Annotated in this window: 13 protein-coding genes; 7 read left to right on the forward strand and 6 right to left on the reverse strand. The window is 68.3% G+C overall.

Features of this window, described 5'->3' with window-relative positions:
- Nucleotides 1-19: 19 nt before the first annotated feature.
- Together D7316_RS17145 and D7316_RS17150 are read left to right on the forward strand one after the other, a co-directional pair.
- A complete protein-coding gene (locus D7316_RS17145) occupies nt 20-1,597 on the forward strand; it encodes a Rieske 2Fe-2S domain-containing protein (RefSeq protein ID WP_124709326.1) in 1,578 nt (525 codons plus the stop codon).
- Nucleotides 1,598-1,635: 38 nt separating this feature from the next.
- Nucleotides 1,636-2,283, forward strand: coding sequence for a TetR/AcrR family transcriptional regulator (locus D7316_RS17150; RefSeq protein ID WP_232016946.1), 648 nt, complete (start codon nt 1,636-1,638; stop codon nt 2,281-2,283).
- 260 nt (nt 2,284-2,543) lie between these two features.
- Here D7316_RS17150 and D7316_RS17155 read toward each other — a convergent pair whose 3' ends face one another.
- The gene (locus tag D7316_RS17155) at nt 2,544-3,404 is read right to left on the reverse strand and encodes a hypothetical protein (RefSeq protein ID WP_124709328.1); all 861 of its coding nucleotides are present in this window, start codon (nt 3,402-3,404) and stop codon (nt 2,544-2,546) included.
- A 68-nt stretch (nt 3,405-3,472) separates the two neighbouring features.
- Between D7316_RS17155 and D7316_RS17160 the strand changes: the two genes are divergently transcribed.
- Complete coding sequence (locus tag D7316_RS17160; RefSeq protein ID WP_124709329.1) at nt 3,473-3,898, forward strand: DUF1801 domain-containing protein; 426 nt, start codon at nt 3,473-3,475, stop codon at nt 3,896-3,898.
- A 12-nt stretch (nt 3,899-3,910) separates the two neighbouring features.
- On the opposite strand, the gene D7316_RS17165 is transcribed toward D7316_RS17160, so the two are convergent.
- From D7316_RS17165 to D7316_RS17175, 3 genes are all read right to left on the reverse strand, one after another.
- Entirely contained in the window at nt 3,911-4,864 is a 954-nt protein-coding gene (locus D7316_RS17165) for an EamA/RhaT family transporter (RefSeq protein ID WP_124709330.1), read from the reverse strand.
- Nucleotides 4,865-4,873: 9 nt separating this feature from the next.
- Nucleotides 4,874-6,130 (reverse strand): serine--tRNA ligase, encoded by a 1,257-nt coding sequence (gene serS / locus D7316_RS17170; protein WP_124709331.1) that lies wholly within the window; start codon nt 6,128-6,130, stop codon nt 4,874-4,876.
- A gap of 97 nt (nt 6,131-6,227) precedes the next feature.
- Nucleotides 6,228-6,572 carry an ankyrin repeat domain-containing protein gene (locus D7316_RS17175; RefSeq protein WP_232017196.1) on the reverse strand — a complete coding sequence of 115 codons (345 nt, stop codon included), beginning with the start codon at nt 6,570-6,572 and terminating at the stop codon, nt 6,228-6,230.
- 167 nt (nt 6,573-6,739) lie between these two features.
- On the opposite strand from D7316_RS17175, the gene D7316_RS17180 reads away from it, so the two are divergent.
- Both D7316_RS17180 and D7316_RS17185 read left to right on the forward strand, forming a co-directional pair.
- Nucleotides 6,740-7,918, forward strand: coding sequence for a septum formation family protein (locus D7316_RS17180; RefSeq protein WP_124709333.1), 1,179 nt, complete (start codon nt 6,740-6,742; stop codon nt 7,916-7,918).
- A gap of 4 nt (nt 7,919-7,922) precedes the next feature.
- The gene (locus D7316_RS17185) at nt 7,923-8,273 is read left to right on the forward strand and encodes a metallopeptidase family protein (RefSeq protein WP_124709334.1); all 351 of its coding nucleotides are present in this window, start codon (nt 7,923-7,925) and stop codon (nt 8,271-8,273) included.
- A 29-nt stretch (nt 8,274-8,302) separates the two neighbouring features.
- Here D7316_RS17185 and D7316_RS17190 read toward each other — a convergent pair whose 3' ends face one another.
- Nucleotides 8,303-8,965, reverse strand: coding sequence for a histidine phosphatase family protein (locus D7316_RS17190; RefSeq protein WP_124709335.1), 663 nt, complete (start codon nt 8,963-8,965; stop codon nt 8,303-8,305).
- A complete protein-coding gene (gene pheA, locus D7316_RS17195; RefSeq protein ID WP_124709336.1) occupies nt 8,965-9,915 on the reverse strand; it encodes a prephenate dehydratase in 951 nt (316 codons plus the stop codon). The genes D7316_RS17190 and pheA overlap by 1 nt, the downstream gene beginning before the upstream one ends.
- Before the next feature lie 144 nt (nt 9,916-10,059).
- Here pheA and D7316_RS17200 point away from each other — a divergent pair, with 144 nt between their 5' ends.
- Both D7316_RS17200 and D7316_RS17205 read left to right on the forward strand, forming a co-directional pair.
- Nucleotides 10,060-10,815, forward strand: coding sequence for a DUF2470 domain-containing protein (locus D7316_RS17200; RefSeq protein WP_124709337.1), 756 nt, complete (start codon nt 10,060-10,062; stop codon nt 10,813-10,815).
- Nucleotides 10,816-10,850: 35 nt separating this feature from the next.
- Nucleotides 10,851-11,660, forward strand: a complete 810-nt coding sequence (locus tag D7316_RS17205; RefSeq protein WP_124709338.1) for a CPBP family intramembrane glutamic endopeptidase — start codon at nt 10,851-10,853, stop codon at nt 11,658-11,660.
- The last annotated feature ends 12 nt before the right edge of the window (nt 11,661-11,672 follow it).

Here is an 11,672-nt window from a genome sequence, read left to right on the forward strand (position 1 = left end):
TGCCCAGGAAAGGCCATCCGTGCAGATCACCAGCGTCGGACATGCCGGCTTCCACATCCAGACCAGCGCCGGTTCCATCCTCTGCGACCCCTGGGTCAATCCGGCCTACTTCGCGTCGTGGGTGCCGTTCCCCGACAACTCCGAGCTGGACTGGAAGGCCCTCGGCGACTGCGACTACCTCTACGTGTCGCACCTGCACCGCGATCATTTCGACGAGCGCAATCTGCGGGAGAACATCAACAAGGACGCCACCGTCCTACTCCCCGACTACCCGGTGCCCGACCTGCGGCGCGAGTTGGAAAAGCTCGGATTCCATCGCTTCGTCGAGACCACCGACTCGGTCAAGACCACGGTGACCAACGAGAAGGGGTCGCTGGACGTGATGATCATCGCGTTGCGGGCCCCTGCCGATGGACCGATCGGCGACAGCGGGCTCATCGTCTCCGACGGCGAGACGACCTGCTTCAACATGAACGACGCCCGGCCGATCGACCTCGATGTCATCGGCGAGGCGTTCGGACACGTCGACGTCCATCTGCTGCAGTACTCGGGTGCCATCTGGTACCCGATGGTCTATGACATCCCGCGCAAGTCGAAGGCCAACTTCGCCGCACAGAAACGCCAGCGGGGCATGGATCGGGCGCGCTCGTACATCGAACAGGTCGGTGCGACCTGGGTGGTGCCGTCGGCCGGCCCGCCGATGTTCCTCGACGACGATCTGTTCGGGCTCAACGACTTCGGCTCCGGTGAAAACGCAGATGTCACCTCGATCTTCCCGGATCAGGAGACCTTCCTGGAGCAGATGCGGATTCACGGCACCGACGACGGTGAACGCCACCGCGGTCTGATGATGGTGTCCGGTTCGGTCGCCGACTTCACCGGCCCGACGCTCAACGAGGTCTCCCATCCCTATGCACCGCACGAGGTGTTCGGGGAGAACAAGCGGGCCTATCTGGAGCGGATGAAGGAGAAGTTCGCGCCGGTGATCGCCGCCGAGAAGGCCACCTGGGCCGCCGACGACGGCGAACCTCTGCTGGAGCCGCTGCGCCAGGTGTTCGAGCCGATCATGGCGCAATCCGACCTCATCTGCGACGGCATCGGCTATCCCGTAGGCCTGGTGATGGGCGACCAGACCGTCGTGCTCGACTTCCCCAACCGCATCGTTCGCGAACCCAAAGAGGGAGAGGGCAAGTACCGCTACGGTTTCCGGATCGCCCCGGAACTGGTCCGGACCGTGCTGCGCGACGGCGAGCCGGACTGGGTGAACACCATCTTCCTGTCCACGCGGTTCACCACGTGGCGGATCGGCGGCTACAACGAGTTCCTCTACACGTTCTTCAAGTGCCTCACCGACGAGCGGATCGCCTACGCGGACGGTTGGTTCGCCGAAGCGCACGACGATTCGGCGTCGATCACCAAGGACGGCTGGGAACTCCAGCGTCGATGCCCTCACCTGAAGGCCGACCTCTCCAAGTTCGGCGTCATCGAGGGCGAGAAGCTGACCTGCAATCTGCATGGATGGCAATGGGATCTGCCGACCGGCCGATGCCTGACATCGAAGGGCCACGAACTGCGGGCCCAGCGAATCGACACCTGACAACCACGAGATCGAATCCCGGACAACGAGATAACGCCGTGCCACAACGCTCCTATGGTGGACGTTCCGTCGCCGAACGTCAGGCCGAACGCCGAGAACGCTTCATGGCGGCCGGACTCGAGGTGTTCGGCACACAGGGTTACGCCGGCGGCACCGTCTCGGCGATCTGCGCCGAGGCGGGACTGTCCCGCCGACAGTTCTACGAGTTGTTCGAAGGTCGCGAGGATCTGCTGATAGCGGTCTACGACATGATCCACGCGGAGGCACGGATGGCGGTACTGGCCGCCTTCTTCGACGTCGACGTGCCCGAACCGCGGATCGAGGACCGCACCCGTCCCGCGGTGACCGCGTTCTTCGATTCCGTGGCCACCGACCCGCGGCGCATGCGGATCGCGTTCATCGAGGTCGGCGGCGTGAGCGCACGGGTGGAGAGCCACCGCGTGCAGAGCCGTGGCGAATGGACCGCGTTCTTCTCCTCGGCCGCCGACGAGTTCGCCGACCTGTCCGGCTCGGAGTTCGGTTTCGACTACGAGGCCGCCGCATTCATCGGGGCGATGACCGAGGCAGGTCACCTCTGGGCCAGCAGCACCCGCCGCCCGGATCGGGACACCGTGGTCGACATGCTCGTGGCGATCATCCTGTCGCTGGCGGCGAGTCGGTCGTCGGGGTCCGGCACAGACGACTGATCGTTCACCGAGTCTTCACCGCCCGGGCGCATCCAGAGCGGTCCATCGCGTTGCCTGCGTGCGGGGAGCGTGCTACCTTCGGCGCAATGTGGAACGCCTGGTTCTCACATTGACCGGTATGCGCTGGTCACCACGGTGCGCTGCTTGTTCGTCAAGACGCGTGTCGGTCTGGGGGTCACCGGAGCGGTATGCGGATCCGATCCGACTATCGCTCCGGTGACGGACCCCGACGGCAGCACCGGCCCTCACCGCGGATCACCTCAGCCTTGCGGCACCGCCGGCGACGACGCCACCACAACCGCCCCCACCACCGCGGCGATGAACGCGATCACCGCGATCGGCCCCCAACCGTCGCGGGTCGCGTCACCGAGCAGAAGGATGCCCGCCACCCCCGGCACCACCGTCTCGCCGACCACCAGCGCAGCGGCCGCGCCGTTGACGGATCCCGTCTGCAGCGCCACGGTGAACAGGTAGAAGCCGCCGACACCACACAGGACGACGGCATACGCGGCGGGATCGGCGAGGATGTCGCCCACCGAGAACGGGTCGATGCCGTGGGTGATCCGCACGGCGATCGCCATGACACCGAAGATCGTGCCGGCGAGCAGGCCGGCCACCACGGCGATCCGCGCACCGAGCAGCTGCACCAGCACGAGCCCGCCCGCGATGAGTACGACGCCCAGGATCAACACGGTCCAGTGCAGCCACGCGCCGTCATGGCCGTGGCCCTCGGTCGCCGATGCGAACCCAAGTACCACGAGCGCGACCACCACCACCCCGATGGCGATCCGGTCCCGCATCCGCAGTCTGACGTGCAGGATGATCGCCGCCAGCACGGCGGTCACGACGAGATTGGCGCTCACGATCGGCTGCGCCAGGAACAGCGGGAGGAGTCGGGCCGCCACCAGGTTGCCGGCGAAGCCCACGCCGTCGAGCACCATCCCGACGAGGAACGAGACGGTCACCATCGCCGCGAGCGTCGACCGCATGCTCGGTGCGTGACTCGTCGCGCCGTCGGTGGGCGGCGGCTCGGCGACGCTTTGTGCACCCCGGGCCTGCAGGACCGTCGCGGTGCCGTAGGCCAGAGCCGCGACAACCGCGGCGACGATCCCGATGATCATCGGATCAGTATCACCCGCCGCGATAGCCTGGGGCACGTTCTGTGCAGCACCCGAGTCATGGAGGCGTCATGAAACCCACCGCAGGCGACGTCGACGAGTTCCTCGCCAAGACGAGCCCGGAGCAACGGCGGCGCGATGCCGAGACCATGACGGCGATACTTCGGGAGATCACCGGTCGCGAACCTGTGCTGTGGGGGTCGATCGTCGGTTTCGGCGCGTGCCATTACCGGTATCCGACGGGTACCGAAGGAGATTCACCGATCCTCGCCTTCGCCGCACGCAAGAAGGCGACCACCGTCTACCTGCTCGACGGCATCGACGCGCACACCGGCGACCTCGCGACACTCGGTCCGCACCAGACCGGTCGTGGCTGCCTCTACCTCGGCGACGTCGATGCCACCGACCGGGCGGTACTCAGATCGCTGCTCGCCGAGTCCTACCGGCGTGTCGTCGACAATGCGGTTCCGGGTGCGGAGATCACGGTCACGGACTGAGACCGGACGCGGTCACAGCTGCCTCTCGGCCTTTCGCCGATCGATCTCCCGCGGCGGATGCCCATACCCGCGTGGCAGATTGGTGGCGTCGGCGGACTCCACCGCGGTGACCGCGGTGGACGATGCCAGCACCACACCACCCAGCACGGCTGCGGCGAACGCGACGATCGCGACGGGCCCCCACCCGGCGCGCGTCACGTCGCCGAGGAAGATGATGCCCACCGCCCCCGGCAGCACCGTCTGCCCGACGACGAGTGCCGCCGCCGCACCGTTGACCGAGCCGGTCTGCAGCGCGACAGTGAACAGGTAAAAGCCGCCGATCCCGCTGAACAACAGGGCATACAGCGCCGGATCGGTGAACAGCGCGCCGGCCGAGAACGGGTCGAGACCGTCGAGAATCCGCGACGCCACGGCCATCACGCCGAAGACCGCGCCCGCGATCAGCCCGACGGCAGCGGCGAGGTGCTTGTGCATCACCCGCATCACCACGATGCCCAGGCCGAACAGCAGCGGGCCGGCCACCAACACGGCCCAGTGCATCCAGCGGTCGTCGTCCACGCCCTCACGCCCCGCCGACACCGCCAGCAAGACCAGCGACGCGATGACGACCGTGCCGGCGATCCAGTCGCGCATCGTCAGCCGGACGTGCAGCACGACCATCGCCAGCAGCGCCGTGGCCACCAGCCGGGCCGAGATGATGGTCTGCGACAAGAACAGTGGGATCAGCCGCGCCGACATGATGGTCGAGACGAAGCCGATGATGTCGAACACGAAGCCGACGAGGAACGGGACGGTCAGCATGGTCGCAACCGTGGACCGCAGCGACGGATGGGATTTCGACGATTTCCGGCGTTCCTCCCGGACCGCAGCGCGCTGCGCCACCTGATCGGCTCCCAGCGCCTGCAACACCGCTGCCGCGGCAAAGGCGAAGGAGCCGATCACCGCGATGATGATGCCGGTGGTCATGGCGTCGGATCAGTGGGGGCTGAGGACGTCGGTGCCGACGAACCGCGCCAGCTCCGGCGGGAGCTTCACCGAACCGTCCGGCTGCTGGTGGTTCTCCAGGATCGCCACGATCCAACGGGTGGTCGCGAGCGTGCCGTTCAGCGTCGCAGCGATCTGCGGCTTGCCGTTCTCGTCGCGATAACGGATGGAGAGCCGACGCGCCTGGAACGTCGTGCAGTTCGACGTCGACGTGAGTTCCCGATAGGTGTTCTGCGTGGGAACCCATGCCTCACAGTCGAACTTGCGTGCCGCCGACGATCCGAGATCGCCGCCCGCCACATCGATCACGCGGTACGGCACGTCGATCGCCGCCAACATGTCCTTCTCCCAGCCGAGCAGCTTCTGGTGCTCGGCTGCCGCGTCCTCGGGTTTGCAGTAGATGAAGCCCTCGACCTTGTCGAACTGATGGACGCGGATGATGCCGCGGGTGTCCTTGCCATAGCTGCCGGCCTCGCGCCGGAAGCAACTCGACCACCCGGCGTACCGCTTCGGACCGTCTGAGAGGTCGATGATCTCGTCCGAGTGATACCCCGCCATCGGCACCTCCGAGGTACCCACCAGATACAGGTCGTCGTCGGCCAGGTGATAGACCTCGTCGGCGTGCGCACCGAGGAAACCGGTGCCGCCCATGATCTCCGGACGGACCAGCACGGGCGGGATCATCAGGGTGAAGCCGTTCGCGACGGCCTTCTGCGCGGCCATGTTCAGCAATCCCAGCTGCAGCAGCGCGCCCTGTCCGGTGAGGAAGTAGAAACGCGAGCCCGAGACCTTGGCGCCGCGCTCCATGTCGATCAGGCCGAGCGACTCACCGAGTTCGAGATGATCCTTCGGGTCGTCGATCCGACGCGGCTCGCCGATGTGATCGAGGATGACGAAGTCGTCCTCGCCGCCCGCGGGTGCGCCCTCCTCGACCAGATTGGAGATCGCGCGCTGCGCGGACGACGCGGCGTCGTCGGCGGCGGACTGTCGAGCGACTGCCGCCTTCACCTGCTCGGCGAGTTCCTTGCCCTTGGCCAGCAGCGCAGTCTTCTCGTCACCCTGCGCCTTGCCGACCTGCTTGCCGAGCGTCTTCTGCTCGGAACGCAGCGCATCCGCCTCGACGATCGCGGCCCGTCGCGCGGCGTCGGCGTCGAGCAGCGCGTCGACCAGGCCGGGATCCTCACCTCGGGTCCGCTGCGACGCGCGCACGAGGTCGGGGTTCTCACGAAGAATCTTGAGGTCGATCACGTGTGAAACCCTACCGGCCCGCCCGCTCCGCTCCCGGCGACGGCCACATTCGGCCCGCTCGCTACGCTCCCGGCGCCGGCCACATTCGGCCCGCTCGCTACGCTCCCGGCGCCGGCCATAATCGCCGGTAGTCCTCCCGCCCGAACATCCGCGCGGCGTCATCTGCCGACGGCGTACCGGCATGCGGGTCGGCTCCGCCCCGCACCAGCGCGTCGACGACGTCGTCGTGCCCCTTGAACACCGCCCCGGCGAGTGGGGTCTGCCCCTTGTCGTTGGCGAGGTTCGCATCGGCGCCGTGGTCGAGCAGCGCGGACACCGACGGTGCCGACCCGTGATAGGCGGCCAACATGAGTAACGTGTCGCCGGCCTGATTGCGCAGATCCACCGGCACGCCGGCGTCGAGGTAGGCACGCAGGCTCCCGACGTCACCCGCGCGGGCCATGTCGAAGAGCCGTCCGGCCAGTTCCCCGACGTCATCGGGGACGGGGTTCTCGTCGGGGACGTTCACCGCCGCGAGTGTATGCGCGCCGCCACCGGAGCCGGCCGATCCGACACGAGGTGGCGCACCCCGGTACTCCAACCCACCGGCAACAGGCATGATGGATCCCGATGAACGCCGAGGACGACACCACTCCCGACGACGATCGCTGGGTCACTCTGCCCGCCGACGCCGGAGTGGACGACGCCGACGACCCACATCGCGACGACGAACCACCGGCCAGCGGTGGCTGGAAGCGATCGTTGCTCGCCAACCCGGTGCGCGTGGTGCTCTCCGCGGTCGTCATCGGTGCGATCGTGGCAGGTGCGATCGCGCTGGCCATGGGTGTCTTCAACGACAGCGGCAGCGTCGGGGGCACCAACATCGGCGAAGGTGAACGCCTCGCCGAGAACGCCTTCACCGAATCCGTCGCCGGCGACTGCCTCGATTGGGCGGCCGGCGACCCCGGCAACCCGACCAAGGTGACGTGCGACCAGAAGCACCGGTTCGAGGTCGCGGGACCGCTCGACACCGCGCTCCTCCCCGGCTCCGAGTTCGGCGAATCCGCGCAGTGGCCCGGGACCGAACGATTCACCGCCATCCGCGACGAGCAATGCCCGGTGATCGTCGACGGCTACCTCGACGGCCGCCTCGATCCGCAGGGCCGATTCTCCGTCGGCATGATGTACCCGTCGCAGGTCCAATGGGACAAAGGGGCACGTGAGCTGCGCTGCGGCCTCCAGCAGACCGGCAAGGACGGCGCCCCCGAGCAGTTCGTCGGACGCGTCGCCGACCAGGACCAGTCGTTCCAGTGGCCGCCCGGCACCTGCATCGGCATCGACCGGGCCACCAAGCAGCCGACCACCCCGGTGAACTGCACCGAGGCCCACGCGTTCCAGACCACCGGGACCGTCGTCCTCGCGCCGCGCTTCGGCGACCGGCTGTCGGGCAAGCCGTGGCCCGGCGTCGCGGCGCAGAACGACTACCTGCGCTCGATCTGCCCGGTGCAGGCGACGCGCTTCCTCGGTGGCAAACCGAAGCTCGACGCCACCACCCTCAATGTGCAGTGGTCGGTCCTCTCGGAGCCGAGTTGGCTGGCCGGCAGCCGGACCGCGGTCTGCTACCTGGGTCTGCCCGACGGCGGTGGCTTCGCCACGTTGGTCGGCGACGCACGGTCGACCCTGCTGATCAACGGCAAGCTGCCCGTCCCGCCACCGCAGGCGCCACCCGGGCGGGCGTTGCCGACGCCGGTGCCGCTGCCCCCGGGCATCGCACCCAATCCCGCCGAAGAGCCGGCCCCGGCCGGGTGATGTGATGCCGGTCCGCATGTCCGACGACGAGTTCGACGGGCTGGTGTCCGACGCGCTCGACACCATCCCCTCCGAGCTGACCGACAACATGTCGAATGTGGTGATCCTGGTGGAACCGCATCATCCGGAGGAGCCGGGCATCCTCGGGCTCTACCACGGTGTCGCGCTCACCATGCGTGACCACGAGTACGGGGGCTTCCTCCCGGACACCATCACCGTCTACCGGGAACCTCTGCTCGCGATGTGCAACAGCCGCGACGAGGTCGTCCACGAGGTCGCGGTGACCGTCATCCACGAGATCGCCCACCACTTCGGGATCGACGACGACTGGCTGCACGCCAACGGGTGGGGCTGAGCGGCACCGGGTGCTGGAAGTCTCCGCGCTCAGCCCATCGGGTCGGTGACCAGCGGCTCGTCGACGCGCGGACCGAACGGCCCGGTGACCGCACCCCAGCGGAGTAGGCGCCACAGTCCGTCCACGTACTCCAGTTCGATGCTGCCGGTGTTGCGCAGGTGGGTGCTCGCGGCGAAGGTCGGGTCGACGCCGGCCAGGCGTGCGGCGATGAGCCGGATCGCCGCACCGTGGCTCACCACGTAGACATCGCGCGGGTCCTCGCCGGCCAGGTGACGCCCGCTCAGTTCGTCGATCACCGGCAGGTAACGGTCGTAGACCATCGCCAGTGATTCGCCACCGGGGATACGTGCCTCGAGCTCACCTCGGTGCCACCGGTCGACGACGTCCTTGAACACCTCGTGCGCGTCGTCGTCGAACCGATCCTCGAGCTCGCCGACCTGCACCTCGTGGATACCGTCGGCCACAGCGGGTTCCACTCCCCAGACCGACCCCATGAGCTCCGCGGTCTGTTGCGCCCGGCGGGCCTGCGAGCTCACCAGGATCGCGGGCTCGGCGATCGGGTGTTCCAGCGCGAAGCGGACCCCTTGGCGCACACCGAAGTCCGTGAGAGCGGCGCCGGGAAGCGCGGTGTCGAGGCGGCGCATGACATTGGAGGTGGTCTCGCCGTGCCGGACCAGATGGAGGCGCGCCACTAGCGGACCTCCCCCCGTCGCAGGCCGTCGAACCAGGCGACACTCTCGGCGGTGTCCGGCGGTGCCGCACCGCTGCGGCGATCGACCGGCCAGGACCCGAGGTAGACCACCCGCTCGCATCGCCGGTACAGCGCCCGCAACGCCTCGCCGACGGCGTCGTCGTCGAGGTGCCCGACGGCGTCGAGGAAGAACCGGTACGAACCCGGCACGTCTCGTCGCGGGCGGGATTCGATGCGCGTCAGATCGATTCCACGCGAGGCGAATTCATCCATCGACGTCATGAGACTGCCGGGCACGTTGGGCAGATCGAGGATCACCGACGTCCGGTCGGCACCGGTGGCGGCGGGCGGCGCGGCGGGCGGGCCGATCAACAGGAAGCGGGTGTACGCGTCGTCGACGTCGGCGACACCGTCCGCGAGCACCACGAGACCGGACATCTCGGCGGCCAGCGACGTGGTCACGGCGGCATCCGCGCGTCCCGCGGCGACGTCGGCGGCTGCGGCTGCATTCGACGACGCCGTGACGAATTGCGCTCCCGGATAGAGCTTCTCCACCGACTCGCGGACCTGCGCCGCGGCAACCGGGTACGCGGCGATGGTGCGCACGGCCGACGCCGCGATCGGGTCGGCCGCGCCGATCGTGAACGCGACGTCGAGCACCACCTCGGCGAAGACCTGCACCCGGCCGTCGGTACCCGTGCCGGGCGGCACCAGGCCGTCGGCGGTCGCGGGGACCGCGCCCTCCACCGAACTCTCGATCGGCACGCATCCGAAGTCGACGGCACCGGTGCGCACCATCTCGATGGTCGCCGCCGGACTGTTCGCCGCGATCTTCTGCACCGCACCGACCGGACGGGGCGCGCTCTGCAGCGGCAGGCGCGTCGCGATCAGCTTGTCGAGGGCGATCTCGGTGAACGTCCCCGAGGGCCCGAAGTATGCGAACACAGACACGACAAAAGCCTAGTCGAGGTCCGGGGTGGCCCGATCCGGGTTTCGAACCGGACGGAATTGAACATTGACGTACACCGAGCCGGCACTTAGGTTAGGGTTACCTTCATTACCTAGACCACTACCGCTGAAGAGTGAGGGAGTCGCATGACCCACGCCGTCACCGACCGCCCGTCGGATGCCGAACTGATCCAGACCGCGTGCCGCCGGGTGACCGGTGCGACGCTCGCCGTCGAGGGCGCGGAGACCACCCCGGTCAACGTGGTCCACCTGTTCGAGTCCCAGGCGTTCGTCCTGGTCCCGACGGACGGCGAGGCGATGACGCTCGCCGACGACAGCAACGGGGGCCTCGCCGCCATGGTCGAGGTCACCGACTGCGCGCCCATCGACCTGCGCGAACGCGTCCGGTCGCTGATATGGCTCAACGGTCACCTGCACGCGGTCCCGGCGAATCTCGAGCGCGACCTGGCCCTGGAGATAGTCACCGAGCACCCCGACGACGGGCTCCTCGACATCGGCCACGGCTACTCGATGCTGCGCCTGCAGATCGACAGCGCGGTCATCGCAACGGCGTCCGGTGCCGCATCGGTGTCGGCCCCCGATCTGGCCGGCGCCACACCCGACCCGTTCTGGGAGTACGAGGGTGACTGGATCGCCCACCTCGACGCCGACCACGCCGACGTGATCGGACAGCTCGCACGCAAGCTGCCGCGGAACCTCCGCGATGGCCGGGTGCGCCCCCTCGGGCTGGACCGCTTCGGCATCCGCTTCCGCATCGAGGGCCCGGGCGGCGACTCCGACGTCCGGATGCCCTTCCCCCGGCCCGTCGCCGACGTCTACGAACTCTCCCAGGCGCTGCGCAATCTGGCCGGGTGCCCGTTCATGAACAGCCTGCCGGACTGACCTCGGGTCGCGCATGACCCCGTAGGCTGGCCGCCATGCGCGCGACCGTCCGAGCTGTGCTCAACCCCGTGCGGCCGGCCGGGATCGACGTGGTCACCGACCGCACCGAACGTCGGGCGATCGTCGTCGAACTGGTCATCGTCGGGATCCTGACCTTCCTGTTCTCCGCGATCGCGGCGGCACTCTCGCTGATCGAGGCGCAGTTGGCCGGCGGGATCGGCAACACCACGGTCGCGCTCAACCCGTCTCGCTCGGATCTCGACTGGATCGACTTCGCCCGCCAGCTGATGAGCGCGATCCGCCTGTTCGCGATCGGCGCGCTCGGCATCTATCTGTTGTGGCGCAGCGGTATCGGACTACAGCGCGTCGGCCTGGGCCGGTGGTCGCCGCGCCGCGACGTCCCCGTGGGTCTCGGCCTCGCCGCCCTCATCGGCCTTCCCGGGCTCGCTCTGGTCGCCATCGCCCGCGCCCTCGGTATGAACGCCCACCTCGTGCCCAGCGAGGTCGACGGTGTGTGGTGGCGCTGGCCGATCCTGATCCTCATCGCGATCGGCAACGCTGCCGCGGAAGAGATCATCGTGGTGGCCTACTTCATCACCCGGCTGCGTCAGCTCGGGACGTCGGAGAACACCTCGCTGGCCGCGAGTGCGGTGTTGCGCGGTGGGTATCACCTCTACCAGGGCGTCGGCGCAGGCCTGGGCAACATCGTCATGGGTCTGGTCTTCGGTCGGTTCTTCCAGATCACGTCACGGGTCTGGCCACTGGTGATCGCGCATGCCCTGATCGACATCGTCGCGTTCGTCGGCTACGCGTTGCTCCACGATCACCTGAGCTGGGTGGGGTGACCGACTCGTCGG

Source organism: Gordonia insulae, assembly GCF_003855095.1.
GTDB lineage: Bacteria > Actinomycetota > Actinomycetes > Mycobacteriales > Mycobacteriaceae > Gordonia > Gordonia insulae.

Coding starts and splice junctions, on each gene's coding strand:
- D7316_RS17205 (WP_124709338.1), top strand. CDS start 10,851: ATGCGCGCGACCGTCCGAGCTGTGCTCAACCCCGTGCGGCCGGCCGGG.
- D7316_RS17160 (WP_124709329.1), top strand. CDS start 3,473: ATGAAACCCACCGCAGGCGACGTCGACGAGTTCCTCGCCAAGACGAGC.
- D7316_RS17165 (WP_124709330.1), bottom strand. CDS start 4,864: ATGACCACCGGCATCATCATCGCGGTGATCGGCTCCTTCGCCTTTGCC.
- D7316_RS17180 (WP_124709333.1), top strand. CDS start 6,740: ATGAACGCCGAGGACGACACCACTCCCGACGACGATCGCTGGGTCACT.
- D7316_RS17175 (WP_232017196.1), bottom strand. CDS start 6,572: ATGGCCCGCGCGGGTGACGTCGGGAGCCTGCGTGCCTACCTCGACGCC.
- D7316_RS17185 (WP_124709334.1), top strand. CDS start 7,923: ATGCCGGTCCGCATGTCCGACGACGAGTTCGACGGGCTGGTGTCCGAC.
- D7316_RS17200 (WP_124709337.1), top strand. CDS start 10,060: ATGACCCACGCCGTCACCGACCGCCCGTCGGATGCCGAACTGATCCAG.
- D7316_RS17155 (WP_124709328.1), bottom strand. CDS start 3,404: ATGATCATCGGGATCGTCGCCGCGGTTGTCGCGGCTCTGGCCTACGGC.